This is a genomic window from Bacillus sp. S2(2024), assembly GCF_050474045.1.
Taxonomy (GTDB): domain Bacteria; phylum Bacillota; class Bacilli; order Bacillales; family Bacillaceae_G; genus Bacillus_A; species Bacillus_A yunxiaonensis.
In genome coordinates, this window is record NZ_JBFLUS010000003.1 from 3,850,909 (window position 1) to 3,873,188 (window position 22,280).

General features: G+C 35.4%; 22 protein-coding genes. 10 read left to right on the forward strand and 12 right to left on the reverse strand.

Features of this window, described 5'->3' with window-relative positions; all coding sequences use genetic code 11:
- Positions 1–32 precede the first annotated feature (32 nt).
- The 5 genes from AB1284_RS19530 to fliB all read left to right on the forward strand — a co-directional run bounded on the left by AB1284_RS19530 (position 33) and on the right by fliB (position 5,744).
- Positions 33–1,232: an MFS transporter gene (locus AB1284_RS19530; protein WP_429753372.1), complete on the forward strand. Its 1,200-nt coding sequence runs from the start codon at positions 33–35 to the stop codon at positions 1,230–1,232.
- Positions 1,233–1,268: 36 nt separating this feature from the next.
- On the forward strand, positions 1,269–2,231 hold the full coding sequence (locus tag AB1284_RS19535) for a sugar phosphate isomerase/epimerase family protein (RefSeq protein WP_429753371.1): 963 nt from the start codon (positions 1,269–1,271) through the stop codon (positions 2,229–2,231).
- Positions 2,232–2,601: 370 nt separating this feature from the next.
- Positions 2,602–3,486 carry a nucleoside triphosphate hydrolase gene (locus AB1284_RS19540; RefSeq protein WP_429753370.1) on the forward strand — a complete coding sequence of 295 codons (885 nt, stop codon included), beginning with the start codon at positions 2,602–2,604 and terminating at the stop codon, positions 3,484–3,486.
- Positions 3,487–3,696: 210 nt separating this feature from the next.
- Complete coding sequence (hpt, locus tag AB1284_RS19545) at positions 3,697–4,227, forward strand: hypoxanthine phosphoribosyltransferase (protein WP_336484217.1); 531 nt, start codon at positions 3,697–3,699, stop codon at positions 4,225–4,227.
- A gap of 269 nt (positions 4,228–4,496) precedes the next feature.
- A complete protein-coding gene (gene fliB / locus AB1284_RS19550) occupies positions 4,497–5,744 on the forward strand; it encodes a flagellin lysine-N-methylase (protein ID WP_429753369.1) in 1,248 nt (415 codons plus the stop codon).
- An 88-nt stretch (positions 5,745–5,832) separates the two neighbouring features.
- Here the strand turns inward: fliB and AB1284_RS19555 are convergent, their stop codons facing one another.
- The 5 genes from AB1284_RS19555 to AB1284_RS19575 form a co-directional block, all read right to left on the reverse strand.
- The gene (locus AB1284_RS19555) at positions 5,833–7,773 is read right to left on the reverse strand and encodes an FtsX-like permease family protein (RefSeq protein ID WP_429753368.1); all 1,941 of its coding nucleotides are present in this window, start codon (positions 7,771–7,773) and stop codon (positions 5,833–5,835) included.
- Positions 7,760–8,530, reverse strand: coding sequence for an ABC transporter ATP-binding protein (locus AB1284_RS19560; RefSeq protein WP_429753367.1), 771 nt, complete (start codon positions 8,528–8,530; stop codon positions 7,760–7,762). Before AB1284_RS19560 ends, AB1284_RS19555 begins: the two co-directional genes overlap by 14 nt.
- 367 nt (positions 8,531–8,897) lie before the next feature.
- Entirely contained in the window at positions 8,898–9,533 is a 636-nt protein-coding gene (locus AB1284_RS19565) for an SdpI family protein (protein ID WP_429753366.1), read from the reverse strand.
- Positions 9,534–9,559: 26 nt separating this feature from the next.
- On the reverse strand, positions 9,560–10,210 hold the full coding sequence (locus AB1284_RS19570) for an SdpI family protein (protein ID WP_429753365.1): 651 nt from the start codon (positions 10,208–10,210) through the stop codon (positions 9,560–9,562).
- Complete coding sequence (locus AB1284_RS19575; RefSeq protein WP_429753364.1) at positions 10,207–10,479, reverse strand: autorepressor SdpR family transcription factor; 273 nt, start codon at positions 10,477–10,479, stop codon at positions 10,207–10,209. The genes AB1284_RS19570 and AB1284_RS19575 overlap by 4 nt, the downstream gene beginning before the upstream one ends.
- Before the next feature lie 174 nt (positions 10,480–10,653).
- Here AB1284_RS19575 and AB1284_RS19580 point away from each other — a divergent pair, with 174 nt between their 5' ends.
- From AB1284_RS19580 to AB1284_RS19595, 4 genes are all read left to right on the forward strand, one after another.
- A complete protein-coding gene (locus tag AB1284_RS19580) occupies positions 10,654–11,349 on the forward strand; it encodes a response regulator transcription factor (RefSeq protein WP_429753363.1) in 696 nt (231 codons plus the stop codon).
- A 3-nt stretch (positions 11,350–11,352) separates the two neighbouring features.
- The gene (locus AB1284_RS19585; RefSeq protein ID WP_429753362.1) at positions 11,353–12,363 is read left to right on the forward strand and encodes a sensor histidine kinase; all 1,011 of its coding nucleotides are present in this window, start codon (positions 11,353–11,355) and stop codon (positions 12,361–12,363) included.
- A gap of 290 nt (positions 12,364–12,653) precedes the next feature.
- The gene (locus AB1284_RS19590) at positions 12,654–13,406 is read left to right on the forward strand and encodes an ABC transporter ATP-binding protein (RefSeq protein WP_429753361.1); all 753 of its coding nucleotides are present in this window, start codon (positions 12,654–12,656) and stop codon (positions 13,404–13,406) included.
- Positions 13,403–15,385, forward strand: coding sequence for an FtsX-like permease family protein (locus AB1284_RS19595; RefSeq protein WP_429753360.1), 1,983 nt, complete (start codon positions 13,403–13,405; stop codon positions 15,383–15,385). The genes AB1284_RS19590 and AB1284_RS19595 overlap by 4 nt, the downstream gene beginning before the upstream one ends.
- Positions 15,386–15,437: 52 nt before the next feature.
- Here the strand turns inward: AB1284_RS19595 and AB1284_RS19600 are convergent, their stop codons facing one another.
- The 7 genes from AB1284_RS19600 to AB1284_RS19630 all read right to left on the reverse strand — a co-directional run bounded on the left by AB1284_RS19600 (position 15,438) and on the right by AB1284_RS19630 (position 21,333).
- Positions 15,438–15,623: a YjcZ family sporulation protein gene (locus tag AB1284_RS19600; protein ID WP_429753359.1), complete on the reverse strand. Its 186-nt coding sequence runs from the start codon at positions 15,621–15,623 to the stop codon at positions 15,438–15,440.
- Between the two features lie 286 nt (positions 15,624–15,909).
- Positions 15,910–16,452, reverse strand: a complete 543-nt coding sequence (locus AB1284_RS19605) for a DUF1003 domain-containing protein (RefSeq protein ID WP_429753358.1) — start codon at positions 16,450–16,452, stop codon at positions 15,910–15,912.
- Positions 16,453–16,920: 468 nt separating this feature from the next.
- Positions 16,921–17,124 (reverse strand): hypothetical protein, encoded by a 204-nt coding sequence (locus AB1284_RS19610; RefSeq protein WP_429753357.1) that lies wholly within the window; start codon positions 17,122–17,124, stop codon positions 16,921–16,923.
- 248 nt (positions 17,125–17,372) lie between these two features.
- A complete protein-coding gene (locus AB1284_RS19615; protein ID WP_429753356.1) occupies positions 17,373–17,675 on the reverse strand; it encodes a nucleotidyltransferase family protein in 303 nt (100 codons plus the stop codon).
- Between the two features lie 4 nt (positions 17,676–17,679).
- Positions 17,680–18,786, reverse strand: a complete 1,107-nt coding sequence (menC, locus tag AB1284_RS19620) for an o-succinylbenzoate synthase (protein WP_429753355.1) — start codon at positions 18,784–18,786, stop codon at positions 17,680–17,682.
- The gene (locus AB1284_RS19625; RefSeq protein ID WP_429753354.1) at positions 18,787–20,232 is read right to left on the reverse strand and encodes an o-succinylbenzoate--CoA ligase; all 1,446 of its coding nucleotides are present in this window, start codon (positions 20,230–20,232) and stop codon (positions 18,787–18,789) included.
- 624 nt (positions 20,233–20,856) lie between these two features.
- Entirely contained in the window at positions 20,857–21,333 is a 477-nt protein-coding gene (locus tag AB1284_RS19630; RefSeq protein ID WP_429753353.1) for a GyrI-like domain-containing protein, read from the reverse strand.
- Between the two features lie 178 nt (positions 21,334–21,511).
- On the opposite strand from AB1284_RS19630, the gene AB1284_RS19635 reads away from it, so the two are divergent.
- Positions 21,512–22,009, forward strand: a complete 498-nt coding sequence (locus tag AB1284_RS19635; RefSeq protein WP_429753352.1) for a CcdC protein domain-containing protein — start codon at positions 21,512–21,514, stop codon at positions 22,007–22,009.
- Positions 22,010–22,280: the final 271 nt, after the last annotated feature.

Consider the following 22,280-nt stretch of genomic DNA (forward strand, 5'->3'; position numbering starts at 1 on the left):
GCTATTGTGTTCATCTTTAATAAAATAGCTTGATGAACGAAACGTTTGATTATTTTCACTTATCCCATACCCAAATAGGTGTAATCTTATCAATTTATGGAATCATCCAAGCGTTTGGTTATATTGCATCGATGTATATAGTAGAAAGGTTTTCTAAGAAGAAAATCATACCGTTTAGCTTAATCGGTGTTGGAGTATCCGGATTATATTTAACAACATTTCCTGGTTATTATGGCGTTTTAACCGTTTGGATTATTTTCGCTTTATTTGCAGAGACTGCTTATTGGCCTGCGCTAATAAAAGCTGTAAGGTTACTAGGTGATAAAGATGAACAAGGTAGAGTATTCGGGTTCCTGGAAGCAGGAAGAGGAGTGGTTGATACAATTGTCGATTTTGCTGCCCTTGCAATTTTTGGTTGGTTAGGATCAGGAGCATCCGGCTTTAAAGGTGCAATTGTTTTCCTTGCAGCAACAGCAATTGTTATTGGTATCATTTCTTATTTCTTAGTAGAAGACGATGAAATTAAAGATACGGATGAACAAGGTAACAAAATTAACAAAAATAAAGCTGCACTAGACGGTGATTTACAAGCATTAAAGATGCCTGAAGTATGGGCCGTATCATTTACTATATTCTCTGTATATTCCGTCTATATAGGTTTAACATATTTTATTCCGTTTTTAAAAGATATCTATGGTATGCCTGTTGCACTAGTAGGTGCTTATGGAATTATTAATCAATACGCTTTAAAAATGCTTGGTGGTCCGCTAGGAGGGTTCTTAGCTGATAAAAAATTTAAGTCTCCATCTAAATATTTGAGACTTGCTTTTATAGTCGCAATTATTGGAATGACTATTTTTATCTTCTTACCTCATCAGACGATGAATGTATATACTGGAATGATCTTTACACTTAGCTTTGGCACAATTATTTTCACTCAAAGAGCAGTATTTTTTGCTCCTATTGATGAGGTGGGAATCCCAAGAGAAATCAGTGGTTCATCTGTTTCCATTGCTTGCTTAATAGGATATTCACCTTCGATGTTTGCATTTTCTCTATATGGAAGCATGTTAGATAGAACACCAGGAATGGATGGTTATAGGCATGTATTTTTAACAATGATTGCTTTTTCCGTGCTTGGTCTGATTATTAGCAGTTATTTAGTTCGAATTGTCAAAAAGAAAAAGAAATTACAAATGAATGAGGCAAGTTCAATTTTAAATGAAGCATGAGATTGATAATAGGAAGATAAGAAAGGTGAGGATATCATGAAAATCGGATTAGAAACAGAAAGCTATCATTTATTTTTTCACAACAACCGAATGGATATTTTTGACTTTATAAGAAAAACGGCTGAACTCGGATTGGACGGGGTTCAAATTAATATTATTACAAATGAGGCAGACAAGAATTTACATCCAGAGTGGGGTGTACTTGGCGGGAACGAACCTGATCATTTGAAAAAGGTTCGAGAAGAAATTCAAAAGTATGGTTTATATGCTGAAATTGATACAAGAGGTACAGATATAGAGCATTTAACAAAAGTGATAGACATTGCGAATCAAATTGGTGCAGATGTCATCCGCACTTACGTTTGTGTAGGTGAATACGATGCTGAAAAGATGGCGAAAGCCCCTGAAGATCTTAAACAAATCGTACCATTGTTAAAAAAATATCGAATTAAACTTGGAGTTGAAAATCACGAAGAAGAAACAACAGCTGAGGTAATAAAAATTATTAAGGAAGTAAACAGCCCTTGGGTTGGAGCACATTGTGATTTAGGAAATGGAATGATGGCATGGGAAGATCCAGTTGAAGCAGTCAGAAATTTAGCTCCATATGCCTACACAACTCATTTTAAGGATCATATTGTTATTCACGACGGTGAAGACCATATAGTTTGCGGTGTTCCAGCAGGAACTGGCAATATCGATTTGGAAGAATGTTTCAAAATATTAGTGAATGAATCGACACTAACAAGAATTAATGTAGAAATGTGTTTTCCATACGTAGCTCCATTTAAACGTCCAAAAGGAACTGGGGGCGTGTATGAAGTCGGTGAAGGAGCATTCAAAGTAGAAAATCCTCCATATGACTTACATGTTATTAAGCCGGTAGATTACTATTATCCTCCTGAACATCTATTAGAAAAAATGCTTGAAGATCAAGAAAAAGGTGTTCAACAATCTGTAGAACATATATTAGGTTTAAGAGAAAAATATTGTAGATAAAATGAATCTAAGAATAGATATGAAATCCATAAAGGGATTGGCTAATTGCCGATCCTTTTTCACTTTATCCCGCATTAATGGGCAGCAAATAATAATAAAACCATCCTCCCTCCTTTCTATCCCGTCTCTCTTTAAAACTTGAAGTAAGCAGCTTACTACCTGTTAATGCGGGATAAACCTTACCTCAATTTCCTTTCAACAATTTATCATAAAATGGGTATTTTATTACGAAAAATAAATAAATGTTACAAACAAAAAATAATTATTACATTTTTATTACAAAAGCTATTGAAAATAGATTCACAATGTAATAGTATAACTTATGTGGAAATTAAATCTAAAATAAACCAATAAATGGGAGATGTGAGAAATGAAGAAAGCTATTTTACCAGTTTTACTATCTACAATGTTAATCGTTCCAACAATTGCTCAAGCAGAACAAAATGTAAGCGCTAAAAATAATGCGCCAAAAGAAATGCAAATTGCTCAAAAATCTGGATGGGTACAAGAAAATAATCAGTGGTATTACTACGATCAAAACAGTGTGAAGAAAAAAGGTTGGCTTAAATATGGAGATGCATGGTATCTATTCCCTGATTTTCTTGGTAACGCTATGGCAGCAGGCATGGCTGTTGTAGACGACGACGGTAATAGCTACTACTTTTATGACAATGGGAAAATGGCCAAAGGGTGGATTCTTAACCCAGACGGAAACATTTGGTATTACTATGGTGAAAATGGTGCGGCTAAAACTGGATGGTTACAAGAAAACGGAAAATGGTACTATTTAGACTCCTATGATAAAGGAAGAATGAAAGTTGGATTACACACTATTGATGGTAAAACTTATTATTTTCATAAAGACGGACAAATGGCTACTGGTTGGGTGAAAGTAGAAAATTCATGGTACTATTTCGATAAGAATGGCGCAGCTAAAACTGGATGGTTACAAGAAAACGGGAAATGGTACTATTTAGATGAGGGACGAATGGTAGATAGTACCTATAAGATTGATGGTAACCGTTATTTCTTTAACGAAAATGGCGTTCTGCTTATAAATCAATGGGGGCAATATGCAAAGGAGTGGCTCTTTGCAAATAAAGATGGCATAGTACATACAGGCTGGTTATATTGGAATGGCGCTTGGTATTATTTAGAGCAAGGTGGAAAAATGGTAACAGGCAAACACTCCATTAATGGGAAATGGCATTCATTCCAAGACAACGGAGTTTGGATAGGTGAAATAAACGAATAAACTAGTAAACTCTCTTGTTTATGACAAGAGAGTTTTTATTATAGGTATTCCTTCATCTATAAGTCTCCGCATGATGTATCTACTACTTCAATCTATTATAATTTCTTATTCCTTCTATTTAAAATAAATCCCCCCTCTCTTTTTTGACTTTTTCACGTCAATCCTTTACAGTCAAACTGTTCACAAGTTTCACAATGTAGGAGGATTTTGATGGATATTCAAATTAAAGATACTTTAATCTCACAAGAGCAGCTGCAAGAAAAAGTAAAAGAGCTTGCTATGCAAATCGAGCGTGATTTTGAAGGAGAAGAAATTTTTGTTATTGCTGTATTAAAAGGTTCTTTCGTCTTTGCAGCCGATTTAATTCGTCATATTAAAAACGAGGTAACAATCGACTTTATTTCTGCATCTAGCTATGGAAACCAAACAACAACAACTGGTAAAGTGAAATTACTAAAAGACATCGATGTGAATATTACAGGTAAAAATGTAATTGTTGTAGAAGACATTATTGATTCTGGTTTAACACTTCACTTCTTAAAAGATCACTTCTTAATGCATAAACCAAAATCGTTAAAATTCTGTACGCTTCTTGATAAACCAGAACGCCGTAAAGTTGATTTAACAGCTGAATATGTTGGCTTTGTCATTCCAGATGAATTCATCGTTGGCTACGGCATTGACTGCGCTGAAAAATATCGCAACTTACCATACATCGCTTCTGTTGCAACTGATAAATAATACGATACAACCATACTTAGCAAAAACGAGGCTGCCCCAAAAGTTTTACTTTTTGGGCAGCCTCGTTTTTTTCATATAAATAAAAAGAACTACCCTTTTTTGACTTAATTAAGTCACCAAAAGAAATGAAGGAACTATCCGTTTTTGGTTCATTGCAATTTCTTAATCATTTTACAAAAAAAGAGCAATATTGATAATCTATATTTCTTAATATACAATTATCATATATTTATTAGTTTATTGTAATATTAACTAAGGAGATCAGTACGATGACACTTAATAACACCAAAAATAGACAGCTGCTTGTTCCCCAATATATGCAACAATTCTCTTGTATAGGATCAGAGTGTGAAGATTCTTGTTGCATTGGATGGAGAGTAGATGTTGATGAAGATACTTATAAAAAATACCAAAAATCTCGTGATTTAGAATTAAAACCACTTCTCAAGAAGAACGTAACAAGACAACGTTCAAACCCCTCTTCTACGTCTTACGCTAAAATTAAAATGGAGAAGGGCGGAAAATGTTCTTTCCTATCCCAAGAGAATCTTTGCAAGGTTCAATTAAATTTAGGTGAAGAGTATTTATCTAATACTTGTGCAGTCTACCCTCGCTCTATTAATAGTATTAACGGTGTAATTGAAAAATCAGCGACTATGTCATGTCCTGAAGCTGCACGTTTAGCCCTTCTTAATCCAAATGGAATTGATTTTAATAAGGCTGAAGAACCGGCTAGTACTCGTGGATTCATTGGAAAACATTTAAAAACAGATAACCTGAAAGTCGATAATCAACCAAAAAAATACTTCTGGGAATTACGTATTTTTTCCATTCAAATTATACAAGACCGATCTTATACTCTAGCGGAGCGCCTTATCATTTTAGGAATGTTCTATCAAAAGGTACAGAAACAAATTGATCAAGGTGATGTTGATGGAATTCCAAATGTCATTGCTCAGTTCACTAATGGGATGTCTAATCAAGGAATGAAAGATCAACTTGATAAAATACCTACTCAATTAGCTGTACAAATGAAATTGTGTAAAGAATTAGTGGAGTATCGTGTTAGCCAGTCTATCACAAGTCAACGATACCTTGATTGTTTAAAAGAGATGTTAGAAGGTATTCAATATACAAAAGAAGCAACTGTTGAAGAGACTACAGAGCACTATAAAAAGGCCTATGAAGAATTTTACGAACCATTTATGACAGAACATGAGTACATTTTAGAAAACTACCTAGTTAATTATGTATTTAAAAACTTGTTCCCACTTGGACACAAAACGCTTTTCAATGATTATGTTATATTAGTCATTCACTATTCAATGATAAAACTTCATTTAATCGGCATGGCAGGCTTTCATAAAGGATTAACGACAGATTTAGTGATCAAACTCATCCAATCTTTCGCAAAAACAGTTGAACATAACAATGTTTATCTTAAAAGGATATTTGATTTACTGAATGCAAATGAACTTACAACAATGGCTTATATGGCAATTTTAGTGAAGAACTAGGCATAAGATCCGAATAAAACAACCAACAAAAGAAGCTGTCTCCAAAAGGTCAGTATCCAATGACCTTTTGGGACAGCCTCGTTTTCTACTACCTCCCACTCACAATCTTAAAATAAGAACGAACTGTTAAGAAGTAATATCCAATATAAATCACACTATATACTCCAATGCTCATTAACAATGGAATTAAAATTTCAAACGGTAATAAGTTAGACAATCCTTTTAGCGCAAATAAGCTATGCAAAATTCCAACGACTAATGGAATGGCAAAAATAAAGCTGATTTGTTTTGCGATTGCCTTCTTCATTTCTTGCTTCGTTACCCCAACTTTACGAAGAACAACGTAACGATCCCGGTCTGCATTTGCTTCTGTTAATTGTTTAAAGTAAATAATAGAACCTGTTGCAAGTAAAAATACAAGACCTAGGAAAATACCGATAAACATCATCATACCAGTTGCTTCGATTCCGCCTTTAAATCCAGTATAGAAGTCTCTAAATGCCGGTGCAGGTTCAAGATTTCCTGGCATAATCTTTGTTAATTTTTCCGTTAACGCCTTACTATTCTTCTCATTTTTCACATCAATATTTTTAACCACTCTCGTTCCAGTTACCTTTTTCGCTTGTTCGTATAAATTATCTGGAACAACAACAACTAATTCTCCTAAGTTCGTAACATTACGACCTTCAACACCTTTAATTGTTAATGCCTTCGTTTCATTTCCAAGAGGAAATACCGCTTTATTTCCTGTATATACTGTACTAAACTCATGTCCTTCCATATACGTACCATCCAATACAAAAGCTTCTCCAGCAGTTAACCTTACCGTATCCATTTTATTCGCAATTGTATTGAAGGCAGATTGTGACATAAGTTGAAATTGCTCTGCCATCATATAATGAGCATTCATACTTATATCAACTTTTTCACCTTCAAATTTCCCTTTCACCGGCACCATTTCAATTTCGAACTGCTCTTTAATTGGATTATGCTTCTTCTCTTCCTCAAAGATCGCATTCACTTTCTGTTCTAAAGCCGCATCCTTTTTCACATAAGAAAAACTATACGGTGTATAATCTTTCGCTTGTGTAAATGTGTTGTAATACATCGTGACAGATGTACCAACAGCAGTTAATGTTACTGCACTTAAAATAGCAATTGTCGCAAGGGATTTTGCATTTCCTTTCATGCGGTATAACAACTGGGACGTTGTTATCATATTCATTCCATTATAAAAGGAGGATTTATTATTTCTTGTGCGTTTTAAAACGCCAACTGTAAAGAACATAAATAATAAATACGTACCAAGTACGGTTGCGAGTAAAATATAAAATGCAATCATCATGAAGTCTGCATATTTAATAGCTTTCGTAAACATAAGTGATAAGAAATACCCAGAACCAATTAAAAATACAGCGATAAATGCCATAACAATAGACCCTTTTGGCATTTGCTCTCCTTCACGCTCAGCGCGGAATAGCTCAATGAGTTTAAATCGATAAATTAATCGATACCCTTGCAGCGATGTGTATAAAATAATCACAAAGAACACAACTGCTGTATTAATAATCGCCGCCAGCGGCACTTCAAAATGAACTTGTAAATCGAGCCCCATTAAACTTACTAGTAATTCAAGAAATAGCTTAGACAATAAGCTACCAATCACAATACCAATGATTAAAGACATTAACCCCATTAACATATTTTCATAAAACAGCATTTTTCCAATTTGGCGTTTCCGAATTCCTAGTAAAGAATATAACCCAACTTCTTTTTTTCGTTTACGTGTAAAGAAGCCGTTGGAATAAATAATAAATACCGCTACGAAAACAATGAGCATTACACTAGAGACTTGGAATGCCCCGCTAATTTTCTTTGATCCTTCTGCGGCTTTTTCTATTTGTGTGTTGTATTGAAGTGCTGCAAATGTAAAGTAAATGACGATACTAAAAATCATCGACATAAAATATAAAGCATAATCCTTAAAGTTACGCTTTATATTGCGAAGGGCAAGATTAGATAACATCATCTACTATACCTCCAGAAATGATAGACATTACGTCTAGTACTTCTTGGAAAAATTGCTTACGCGTTAATTCTCCTTTGTGCAGTTCTTTATATAACTCACCATCTTTAATGAAAATAACACGCTGACAATAACTTGCAGCAAATGCATCATGCGTGACCATTAAAATTGTCGCTTGATCATATTCATTTAATGCTTTCAAGCTCTCCAATAAGTCAGTTGCAGACTTAGAATCCAACGCACCTGTCGGCTCATCGCCAAAGATCATACTTGGATTTGTAACAATAGCGCGAGAAGCTGCGCAGCGCTGCTTCTGTCCGCCAGATACTTGGTATGGATATTGGTCTAAAATATGATCAATACCAAATTTTTTTGCGATTTCAAGAACACGGCGATCAATTTCACCTGCTTTTACTTTTGATAACGCTAGTGGAAGCGCAATATTTTCTTTCACTGTTAATGTATCTAATAAATTATAATCTTGGAAAATAAAACCTAAATGATCACGACGAAATAACGCTAGTTTATCATCATTCATTTTCACAATATCATTTCCATCAATTAAAATTTCACCGCTTGTTGCGTTATCAATGGTAGAAAGAACATTTAATAACGTTGTTTTCCCCGATCCAGACGGTCCCATAATTCCAACGAACTCGCCCTCTTTCACTTGTAAGTGAATTCCTTTTAACGCTTCATATTTATTTCCGCCGGTGTCATATACCTTTTTAATATTATTCGCTTCTAACATTGTCTTCATATACCATACTCCTTACTTTATCCTACCTCATCATTACTGTTGCCACGATCGAACTCCTCTACACAAACAGGATTGTTATGTAGGTCATAATATCTCTATAAAAACTATATTAGAATTTCTTTCACGAAGTACTTTGTTACTATAACACCACCACTAATGACCCACTATCTATTTCTCTTACATGAACATTACATTTATGTAAGATTAAAGAAAGCCGTTCGTCCATTTGGAAGAACGGCTTTTTCTAACCTTATGCTTGTTGCTTTGCTGGTCTCTCATATTTGCACTTTGAGGCTGATTAAATACAAAGTAAATTACTTCCGCAACCGTATTTGGTTCTAAACCACTAGAAATTGATTCTTTTTCTTTATATTTTCATCTCTTTCTTATAAGCAAAATAAGAATATAACATGGTGATTACCACTCCAACCAAAACGACAGTCAGTACAATCGATGTTCTCCAAGCAGCAGGGGCAAAAACACTAATACACATGATAATCCCTAAAATAATAAATAATTTCCCGCTAAAACGATGGGTTTTGCGCCATACTTCTTCATTGCTTAATGTCCATGGAGTACGAATGCCAACAAAGAAATTCGGCTTACATTGTGGTAAATAGTTGCCTATCACTAAAAATAAAATACCAACAATCAATTCTGAAAAACGATTTATTGGTAAATCATAGCCTAATCCAGTTGCAATAATATCCATGTTCCCAATAAACAATACAACGAGGATACTATACGTGATCATATTAAAACCTTTCGAGAATTTTTTATAATGCTCTTTCTTCAGATCAATATTTGGAACAACATTGAGTAATATATAAGTTCCAATCATAATCCCAACCACCGATAACATTCCAGTTAACTTAGAAGAATAACCATCTGGAGTGCCGCCGCTCCAATGCGTAGCGATTGTATTAGGAAGGTGGGGCCAAGAGATAATCCAAGCAAATATTGTTATGCTAATAAGTATAATGGCAAAAATGTGTTTCTTCATTTCATTTCTTCCCTTCTACCATACTTTTATGATTTACCTTCTAATCCAGTTTCTCTTTTATAAATAGAATATGATTTTACCGTCGGAATAATAGCGCCTAATAACACAATACCCGTCCCAATACATATATTAATAGGATCTTTCAAAAGTGCGGCAGCATATACAAAGAAGCCTGCGATTACCATTGTTTTCGAAGCAAATCGATGGGTTTTGCGCCATACTTCTGCATTCTCTAATGTCCAAGACGTGCGAATCCCAATTAAATAATTTGGTTTCGTTTGTTGCATGTAGTTCCCTAATATAATAGATAGCGTACCAAGTGCAAAATTGACCATTACGGAACCTTTCACATCATAGCCTACTGAATGAAGTATACCTAATAAATTAGAGCCAAATATAGTGATCAGAATCATATAATTAATCTTTGAAAGAGCCTTAGCAAAATATTTATACTCTCCCTTTGTTAAATCAATTCTTCTTATCAAAATCCAGACAATATAGAAACATATCATACTTCCCATTGAAAAAAACATAGCACTTATTTTAGAAAAATATCCATCTACTTCTCCTTCTACATTGTAATGCCTTGGAATTTGCTCTGGTAAATGCGGCCAAGCAATATACCATCCTATTGCAATTGTAAAAATTAAGAGCCATGGAACGATATGCTTCCTCACTTCCCATCTCCCCCTCTACCCGTAAACGTAAAAACCCAAGTTAATAAATCTTGAAACACAGTCGTGTTTAATGAATACACTACAAACTGGCCTCTTTTTTCATCTTGAATGAGATCTGCGTTTTTGAGTGCATTTAGGTGATGCGATATACTCGGCTTTGTCATATTAAAATGCTCTGCAATTTCTCCAGCTGTTAAGTCTCCTTCTTTTAAGAGATCTAAAATTTTGCGCCTTGTCGGATCTGCCAACGCTTTAAATGCTTGGTTCAATATCCTTCTTCCTTTCATCAATTAGACATTTAGATATTTATCTAAATGTTAAATTTATCTTTAGGATTTGTCAATTTTATCCACGGTGTATAATAGGCATGATTTTGACATAATGAAAACGGAGAAAACACATGTTACACTATACATATACAAAGTTAGAGGAGGAGTTTCCATATGTACAAAATTTTAATTGTAGAGGACGATCCGAATATTTCATCTTTACTACAATCCCACATTCAAAAATACGGTTACGAAGCAGTTGTTGCTGATAACTTTGATGATATTATGATTTCATTTAACAATGTAAAACCACACCTTGTTTTATTAGATGTAAATTTACCGAAATTTGATGGTTTCTACTGGTGCCGTCAAATTCGTCACGAATCCACTTGCCCAATTGTTTTCATTTCAGCTCGCGCTGGTGAAATGGAGCAAATTATGGCGATTGAAAGCGGTGCTGATGATTATATTACAAAGCCATTTCACTATGATGTAGTAATGGCAAAGATTAAAGGGCAATTGCGCCGCATTTACGGTGACTATGCACCAAGTATGTCAGAACGTATTGTTGAAGTGGAAGGATTAAAACTATATCCCGAACGACCAGAGCTTCATTTTAGAAATGAGCAAGTATTACTAACAAAGAAAGAAGCAATTCTAGCAGAAATGCTCCTTTCAAAATATCCTCGTACAGCAAGCCGTGAAGACTTATTATCTGCACTTTGGGATGATGAAAGCTTTGTCGAGGAAAATACATTAAACGTAAATATTACGCGCCTTCGGAAAAAATTCACTGAACTTGGAATTGAAAATGCTATTGAAACAGTACGCGGTTTAGGTTATCGCTTTAACACAACTTGGAGTGAATAGATCATGAAGTTATTTTTACGTGATCACGTTAGTTTTTTACTTCTTTATATTGTAAACTTTGTCGTCATCTTCGCTTTGTATGATGCCGTTGATGGATTTCAAAACAATAAATTTTATTTTATTGTGCTAAGTATGTATCTATTCATCTGTTTTCTTACTTACCGCTACGTTCGGAATCGCAGATTGTATAAAAGATTAAGTGAACCACCTGAAAGAATGGAAGATGCATTCATCGAACGAGCAAATGCTCCTATGCCGCATGGCGTAAATGAACTTGTTCGTACACAATATCGTCTATTTCAGAAAGAATTGCAAACATATGAAGTCAAACAGCAAGAACATCAAATGTTTATTAATCAATGGGTTCATCAAATGAAGACACCTGTTTCTGTTATGCAGCTGATGGCACTTGAAATGGAAGACGAACACCTTATTCCAAAATTTAAAAAAGAACTAGAAAGATTAAATCAAGGGCTGGATATGGCATTATATATGGCCCGGTTAACGAACTTCCATGAAGATTTCCACGTGGAAACCATTTCATTAAAAGATGCGGTAACGAAAAATATAAACAGCTTAAAAGAACTGTTTATTAGAAGCGGTGTCTTTCCTGTTCTAGAAGTACATTCTGATTTAATGGTTGCTTCTGATGCAAAGTGGTTAAAATTTATTATTTATCAATTAATGACAAATGCTGTGCGCTATTCAGGAGAAAGAGGAAAAAAAGTATTTTTATCTGCTTCCCAAAGCGGAAAAGATATTGTTTTTGAAGTTCGGGATGAAGGTGTCGGTATTCCAGAAGAAGATATTCGCCGTGTGTTTGAACCGTTTTATACTGGAAAAAATGGGCGCGCATTTGGAGAATCTACTGGTATGGGGTTATATATTGTTAGCAAAATTTGTTCTTATTTAGGTCATTCTGTCAAACTAGACTCTGAAGTTGGAAAAGGGACAAGTATTAAAATTATTTTCCATAACGCCGTAATGAACAAAGCAAAAGAGTATGAAGGGTAACCCTCTTTTTCCCATTCATTCGTTCACTATATGTGCAAAAGTAATCACAGCATATGAAATTGTAATAAAGTGAAACTTCCATCAGTGGTCCTCCACCTATCTTCTGTAGAAAAGCGGAAGCGGCTCGCCCAAAGCAGAGAGTCGCTTTTGCCTCGTCTAAGGGAGCGAAACGATCGGAGATTCTAGCCGCAAGAGCTGGACAACGCTTCTCTCCCAATCTTGAAGTAAGGGTCTTACTGCCCGCGAATAGTGAGATGAAAGATAAGCATAGTTAGAAAGGTGATTTATATATGGACGAAGTACTACACATAAAAAATGTATCGAAAGTATATGAGGGAAAAGTCCCTCATACTGCTCTAAAAAATATTAATTTACATGTGGTTAAAGGCGAATTTGTTGCCATTATGGGTCCGTCGGGGAGCGGCAAATCAACTTTATTAAATGTCATTTCAACAATTGATTCTCCTACATCAGGAGAAGTATTTATGAATGGAAAACAACCGCATACGTTTCGCAATGAAAAATTAGCTGTGTTTCGCCGGCAAGAATTAGGATTTGTATTTCAAAGCTTTAATTTATTAGATACGTTAACAATTGGAGAAAACATCGTTCTGCCATTAACGTTAGATAATGTCCCGCTTTCTGAAATGGATGAAAAACTAGATATAATTTCAAACAAACTCGGAATCAATCACATTTTAAATAAACGAATTTTTGAAATTTCAGGAGGACAAGCACAGCGTACAGCAATAGCCCGTGCTGTTATTCATCAGCCAGCTCTATTGCTTGCTGATGAACCGACAGGAAACTTAGATTCTAAAGCAGCTATCGATGTAATGGAGCTATTTACGAAGTTAAATACAGAGGAACGAGCTACTATTTTAATGGTGACACATGACCCATTTGCAGCTAGTTATTGTAGCCGCGTTATTTTTATTAAAGATGGTGAACTTTACAATGAACTGCACCGCGGTCTACACCGTGAAAGGTTCTATCAAGAAATATTAGATGTATTAGCATTGCTAGGAGGAAGACGTGGATGAAGTTTTGGCAATTTGCATTTAGAAATGTCGTCCGTAATTCAAGAGCTTATTTTGCTTATTTTTTAAGTAGTTCTTTTTCCATTACGGTCTTCTTTTCATTTGCTGTGTATCGGTATCATCCACGCCTGCAAAATATAGGAGACTATAAAGATACCGGACCTCTTATGAATTTAGTTGGCTTTACCCAATTTGTAATTGTAATGTTTTCTTTTTTCTTTTTGTTGTACTCCGTCGGGGCGTTTTTAAAAGTACGTAATAAGCAGTTTGGCATTTTAACAATTTTAGGTATTTCAAACAGACAACTGAAACGACTTATTTTTTTAGAAAATATGCTGATTGGATTGCTTTCTATTTTTATAGGCATTCAAGTTGGTCTTGTATTTTCTAACTTTTTCTTATTAATCACCTCAAAGATTTCAGGTGTTAACGGCCTTTATTTATATTGGCCATCAGAAGCAATTTGGACAACTATAACGACATTTCTCATCCTTTTTATTATTGTATCAGTCTTTACACCTGCTTTAATTCGAACAAGGAAAGTAACTCATCTTCTAAAAGGAGAAATTCGTACAAAGAAGGAGAAACTACCTTCCATTGTCATTTCAATTTTTAGTTTACTGTGTTTACTTTCAGGTTATATTTTTGCGGCTTATCCACAAAGTTATATAACAGAAAAAAGCTTAACAAATGGAGTTGGTGTACTCATTATCTTAGCCATTATTCCTCTTGTTATAGTTGGGACATACTTTCTATTCTCACAAGCTAGCTTCCTGTTCATTTGGATATTAAAAAAGAGACGACGTTTTTATATGAAAAAAACAAATATGCTTTGGATATCCGATTTGGCATCAAGAGTTCGTGTCAATATTAATATGCTCTTCATTGTAACAGTGTTATCTGCAGTTGCTTTTACCATTATTACAACATTATATGCCCTTAATAAACACACAAAGGCATCTATAATTGAAACATTTCCTTTTCCATTTACTTACGTATCTTACGAAGGAAATCCATTCGAAACGAAGCATATTACAACACTCGAAAATGAATTAATGACAGACAAATTTACATATCAAAAACATAAATCAGTTGTATATAAAGATATGGCAGCTAACGAAGATATTTGGATTATGAAACAAAGCGACTATAATATTCTTGCTAAATTTCTAAATCGTTCTCAAATTCAATTAGCTAACAATGAAACATATGTGCTTCCAAGATATTCGCCCGTAACATTAGAATTGTTAACAAACCCTTTTCTTAAGCAAGAAAATATTACGTTACAATCTAATAAAAAACAATTTTATATAAAAGAAATAGCAAAGAAGCCACTTGCACCGCAACATGCTTGGGTATATCTTATCGTACTGTCGGATGAAGCTGTAAACAACGAAATTCCACACCTCGAACCAATTACGGTTTATAATTTCCAGGTGGATAATTGGGAAAATACTCTTCCGCTGACAAAACGCATTCTACGTATGACCACCGCTGATGAACATAGTTTACATCCAAAGCAGGATCAGCAAGCAATGCATGATAAGAAAAGCCCTTTTAATATTTATACAGCCAGTGATGAATTATATGCAGAGAAGCGATGGAATGTTGCTTACCTCTTCACCGGTACATTTCTTGGAATTATTTTCTTCATCGGAGCAGGAAGCGTTCTGTACTTCCGTATGTATACTGATTTGACGAGAGAAGCAGAAAAATATAAGACGATTACAAAAATTGGATTAATGAAGTCTGAAATGATACGTTCAGCAACAATTCAATTAGCAATACTATTTTTTGTTCCTTATACGATTGCTTCTATTCATACGATATTTGCAATTAAATTTATACAAAGTACACTCTCTTTCTCTTTAACAGCAGAAGCCATTTTGGTATTAAGCCTCTTTGGAATCGTCGAAGTCATTTTCTTTTTCCTAATTCGCTCATTTTACATTCAAAAGTTATCACAACATATTAAACTGTGAATAAAATAGCCTTGCGCTCTGCACAAGGCTATTTTCAATAGTTTTTAACTTATTAGCAGCCAAAACCACCATAACCGCCATAGCCAAAGCCGCCGCCGTAGCCACCGTAGCCACCGTAGCCACCGCCACAGAAGCAGCTAGCACCAATGATGATTAATAAAATAAACAATACGATTAAAATCGCAAAGCCATTGCCGTGATGACGATGCACATGTCCATGATCACAACTTTCACCCATTGCTCTTTTCCTCCTTTAATAAAAGTCCTTCATTTGTGGGATCCTTTCAATTGGATTCCATTTATCCTATGTTTCGAATGAGAATAAGAGCTTGTTCTTTTCAAAATCAGGCTTGTTCTCATATTGTATGTCATGATGTTCCAAATAAGATTGGTTTCATAATCGCTCCTGCATTACTTCCATCAGTGGGAGTCTTACTGCCCACGAATAGCGGGATAAAATAAAAAAAGCTAATCATCTACTTATGTAAATGATCAGCTTTTTACTCTTTTAAAAGGCTATATTTTTATTTTATTTTTAATTGTTTCAACAGCTCTTTAATTTCTGTTAATTCACCTTCCATACGGTGAAGATGACTTTGCATATCATCAATCTCCTGCTCAGCTTTATAATTGATCGCAAAGTCAATAACAGATTCATGTTTGTCACGTGCTGCTTGCCGGTTTTGGCTCATCATAATAACAGGAGCTTGAAATGCTGCTATAAAAGATAAACATAAGTTCAATAAAATGAATGGCGGTGCGTCAAAGTGTGCTCCTTTTGTAATAGATAGGCTATTCCAAATAATCCATCCAGCAAGAAAACATGCAAACCAGATAATGAATCTCCAGCTACCCCCGAATTGGGCAATTTTATCAGCTATTCGGTCTGCCCATTTTGTACGCTGTGTGTAGTCACTGTCAAGTTGACGAAGAATTTCTGACTCGTAGCGATCTACAAGCCGATCAATACGCGTTAAATTTTCTTGGTTTAAGTCAATATCAAAACCTTGGATTTTCGTAGCTTCTTGTTTTTTTCCTGTAATTTGCTTCCAGATATTTTGTACCATTGTACAAACCTCCTCTCTTATAGAGGAAGTCATCTTTCCAAAGCTTATATAAAGCGGTAACTATTTTTACGTAGTAATCCGCTTCGGATATTCAGTTGTATGACTTCCTCTGACGCCGGTCCTATGTCCGGCTCTCCTATGCTAGGATTACTCATAAAACAGTTCCACCTCACTTTTTTCTTGAAATCCTTTCTCATTATATGCTATCTGATTCCCTATGACTATGTCATTATTTAGAAAATGCACTTTATTATCTTACATTTTTATAAAAATTTATCTCTCTATTTGCGGGCAGTAAGACCCCACCTCAAGATTAAGAGAGAAACAAGGAAGATAGGTAGGGGATAACCCCTGGCATGCGCCCGATTGGTAAGGGCTTTCCATCAGTGAGGGACCACTGATGGAAAATTTACTTTATATGAACAACATTTCATGCACATAACCCAAGTCATCAGTAACCTGTATACTTCAATCCTGTTTTGTATCAGCGCTCTTATCATTGAATAAATGAAACATACATTGATGATAATCTGTTATTAATGTACTTAACTTCTCTTTATGCTTATCTTTAAGGTGTCTACCTAATTTCCAAGGTACTTTTTCTTTATATTTTAGGTCTTCCGTAGCATCTGCTTGCTGTATTTCTTTAAACTGCATATTCTCTTTGTTCATTATTAAAATTCTCCCTTATTATAAATTTCAAATGAACAAATTCTAATGTTACTGTATCCAAACAGCCCAATTCACAACTTTTTTAATAGAATACTTATATATTTTTTTCTTTTACTAAGATATTCTCATTTAAAAAGTGAAATCCCTTTTGTATATCATATACATGTATGTTTTACATAGTTATTGAAAGTAAATGAAAAGGCTCATCCCTTACGTGCAAAGGAGAGCCTTTTTCTCTTTCAAAATCTTCATATCCGCTGCGCAAACAACCTGCCTTCTCGTAAAATATGGCGCTTCAGTTCGCTATTCGACAATGTATTCAAATGAACCGCATCTACTTTTCCTGCTCCGTCCAGCTCTTCCATCAGTTGAAACCAAAGCCACTGAAACTCACCTATTGAAATATTTGTTGTCTCAATGGCTATATCATAATCTGAAGAAGGAATTGCCTCTTTTCTTGCATGAGATCCGAAGATGTACGCCACTTTTACAAATGGTGTTTCCAATAAACGATTTTGTATATGACGCAGCTCCTTTTCATGCTTTTGCATATGCTCACCTCTCACATACAATGCATTGTTTCGTTATCTCTTCTAGTCTTGCCCGGTTTATGATATACCCAAACCCAGCTTGCGCTGGAATTGTAATTTTTCCATTTTGCAGCGTTACTTCTGGCGAGATAATATCTTGTTCCCAATGCCTGTTCGAAGCTGAAATATCGCCTGGAATTGTGAAGTTTGGAAGAGATGCGAGCGCAATATTTTGTGCACGTGAAATTCCCATTTCTACCATGCCTCCGCACCAAACAGGCACACTGTGCTGCTGACAATAATCGTGAATGCAAATCGATTCTGTTAATCCGCCAACTCGCCCTGGCTTTATATTGATAATACGGCAGCTCCCAAGTGTAATCGCCACTCTTGCATCTTCTAAGCAATGAATACTTTCATCTAAACAAATCGGTGTTTCCATTTGCTTTTGCAAACGGGCATGATCAAGAAAATCGTTATCTGCTAGCGGCTGTTCGATCATCATTAAATCAAACTCATCCAATCTCTGCAATTGCTTCATATCATCTAACGTATACGCAGAATTCGCATCTACCATTAGTGGAATAGCAGGAAACGCTCTTCGTATTTCATGAAGCATCGCATAATCATTATCTGGTTTAATTTTCACTTTAAAACGTTTATACCCTTCCTCAGCATATGCTTCAATACGTTTTAGCATATTTGGAATTGTATCAAGGCCAATGACAACGCCAACCTCAATCTCTCGTTTTATACCGCCAAGCAGCGCAGCAAGCGATTGGTTCTCGCGCTTTGCATACAAATCCCATAATGCACCCTCTATACCTGCTTTGGCCATATTATTACGTTTTATATGCTGAAAAAGAGATGTGATATCAGAAGGGTGCGAAATATCATGTTCAAATAGCACTGGCAACAAAAAATCTTGCAGCATATGAAACGCTGTTATCACTGTCTCTTCTGTATACCACGGCTCAGAAAAAGCAACCACTTCTCCCCATCCGTTTCGTCCTTCTTCATCTATTAGTTCAATTACAATACTTTCACGCTTTTCATACGTTCCGTAACTTGCAGCAAACGGAATAACGAGCGGCATTTCTGTTACGTAAAGTATTGCCTTTGTAATATGCATTTACATTTCCTCCAACAGTTGACGCAGTTCGCGGCGCAGTAATTTCTTTGAAGCATTGCGCGGCAGTTCAGAAAGAAAATGAATGCCTTTTGGCACTTTATACCGTGCAAGTTTATCTTCACAAAAAGCAAGCAATTCTTCTGCTGTTACCTCTTCTGATTTTACAACGAATGCGATAGGAACTTGTCCCCATCTCTCATCACTTGCTCCAACGACTCCTACTTCCAAAACAGCGGGATGTGCAAGCAATACTTCCTCAATTTGTGCTGGATATATGTTCTCTCCGCCAGAAATAATTAAATCGCTGCGGCGATCTAGCACATAAAGAAAGCCATCTTCATCGAAATAACCAATATCACCAGTATGCAGCCATCCATCTCGAATACTCTCTCTCGTTGCCTCTTCACGCTTAAAGTAACCACCCGTTACATTCGGTCCCTTCACGACAATTTCACCGGCAGTTCCTACCGCAGCTTCTCTTCCATCTTGTTCAATGCGAAGCTGACATGGAAATAATGGTTTTCCAGCCGAGCCAACTTTCATTAACATATAATCAGCAGCCAATGTACAAATTTGCGAAGATGTTTCTGTCATACCGTAAGTTTGATACACTGGAATCCCTTTTGCGACACATGTTTCTAACAAAGGCCTGGGAGCTGGCCCTCCGCCAAGTAATACGCAGCGAAGAGACTGTGAATATGTCCCCTCTTGGAGCTTTTCTAATAAATCTGTCAGCATTTTAGATACGACCGAAATCATTGTTACTCCTCTTGTTTGCAGCGCTTCATGAATAAAATCCGGATCATACTTTGGAACAAGTAACACCCTCATACCGTACATCATATTCTTCATTAAAAGCGATAACCCGCCTACATGGAAAAGCGGCAAACACGCTAACCAACAATCATCATCACGAAGACCTAAATTAAGTGAAGAACCAACAGCACTCCACCAATGATTCCCGTACGTAAGCATCACGCCTTTTGGCTTTCCTGTTGTACCTGACGTATAAATAATTGTCATTGTATCTTCCAAAGCAAATTCATTCTGCACAGTTGCTGTTTGTTTTGGCAACGCTACAACTTCTGTAAATAAGTATACGGGCACTCGCTCTGCCTCGAAATCTTCATCCGTAAGCAAACAAGAAACTTCTGCATCCTCCATTTGCCAAAGTAGCTCTTCTCTTGAAAGACGTGTATTCAATAAAACGGCTACTGCCCCCATATAAGAAAGGGCATGAATCGTTATTACCATCTCCATACTATTTTTCATCAGAACAGCCACTTTTGTCCCTTTTTGCACTTGTAAACAAGCAAGATGTTCACAAAGTGAAAGAACTTTCTCATGAAGTTGTAAAAACGTATATGTACCTTCTTTCATTTCAATTGCGATGCGCTCCGGTGTTAAAAAAGCTCTTTGCATAAGCCAATTAGGCATTCTCTCCATATCATATTCTCCTTTCACAGAATAGAAGACTAACATAAGCTTCTTTTACTTCTGACCTATTTCTTTACTTGTAACTAGTGTTACTTTATTTCCATCTTATCTATCTCTGGCTTTTATATCAAATAGGAACTCTTCTTCTAGCTATGTTTCATATGCTGCAACAAATGATTCTACATTACTTTCTTGAATGGCGAGCAAATGCTTAATACATAAAGTAAAACTTTTTTATCCCCTACCTATCTTCCTCTCCTCTCTCTGAATCCTGAGTTGAAAGTCTTACTGACCGTTAATTGGGAACGTATGTATAAAATTGTCGAAAAAAGAAAAAAAATCAGTTTTTTTGTTGTTTTTTTATGATTCTACTGTTATTATAAATGTAATCATATAGATGTTGGGAATGTTTCTCCTAAAATAGACTGAATTTTCAGACCTACACACCGACATTGTGTGATTGTAAGCTCCCTCCCCGTTTTATTTTATGCCCTGCAAAAAGAACCTTTTTAAGGTTCTTTTTGTAATTAGATTAAAAAAGAAAATTCTAAAATGATTTCTATAGATGAATTGAACTACTCCCACCTATCTCTTTATCAGTTCTATTCTCGTACATGTTTCCAATTTAATAACTTATTTTATCGGTATCCATACCTCTTCTTTTGCGTTTACATCGTCAGGACGATAATGATCATCCATAACTTCAAAATGCTCCCTTACATCTAAACTATAATTAGAATTCGGCAACCATTCTTGAAAAATATACTGGAAAGTGCTCATATCAGATGCCGTTCCTTGATGGATGAAAACAGCATATAAGCCGCCTGTTAAAGTATGCGTGGACAATTCCGAAAAAGTCTCCGTTTCAAAATCTTCCACTTCAACAGCAGCCCACTTTTCATAAGCATAGTTTATATCATTCATATTTAAAGGAGTATGTAACGCCTTTATAGAAAAGAAACAAGAGTTACTTCTATGAGGAATACGATTTCTTAACGGCATAAATGTTTTCCATATTTCTCTTGTGACTTCGGAATCTGTTGCAAAAGTTGTTTCTCTCTTAATCCCAACAATTTTTTTGGATGGAATACTTATTATTTTAGGTTCCATTCTTTTATTTCCACTCCTCATTAATATTCACTATGAATTACTTGAGTTTAAATCTGAAATTCTATCTATGATATTAACAAAGTAGTTTTATCTTTTTCAAATTAAAACGAATACTGGTACTCAATCATCTATAATTCCCGTAAAATAATTGAAATACACTATGTATAGAGGTGAGATTATGAATTCTTCTTCGTTTTACTCTATTGTGATCATAGTTGCTGCGTTGGTCTTATGGCGTAGAACTAGGGCAATGTATCGTCCGATTAAAGGAAACGGCATCCGTCTTCTTTTACCCGTATTATTTCTATTATTACCTAGTTTTTTCATAATCCTGAATCCAAATGTACATGCTGCTGCCTGGGAATGGGTTTGTGCAGCTATCTTTGGGTTCCTTTTGTCAATTCCACTTATTTGGACCACTAACTATGAACTCCGATCCGATCAGCATATTTATGCTGTAAGAAACAAGGGCTTTATCATTGCCTTTCTCATCGTATTTATTATCCGATTTTTACTTCGTGATTATTTAAAATGGCTAGGTCCAGAGACAATAGCAGCACTATTTATAACTGTAGCGCTAGGATATATCTTACCTTGGAGAATTATTTCTTTCATCAAATTTCGTCAACTATACAAAAGTCGAATCCGAACTAACGACAACATTGACTTCCGATAACATTGATTATGTGAATGAAAAGTTCCTTCAGTTCTTCTGAAGGAACTTTTAAAGGTTTTGTGATACATTGGTTTTATGTTAATAAAAGGTGCTTTCATATACAGAAAGCACCTTTTTAGTCTAAAATATTTTTTTTACAGAACACCAGAGCCATCTTCTCTACTTTACATTTACTTGAACGAAAGCGAGAAAATATCCCGAATAGCCTATATCGCTTCATTCCTCACTGATGGTTAGTTGAACCAATCGGGCTTTTACTGGCAGTTATCCC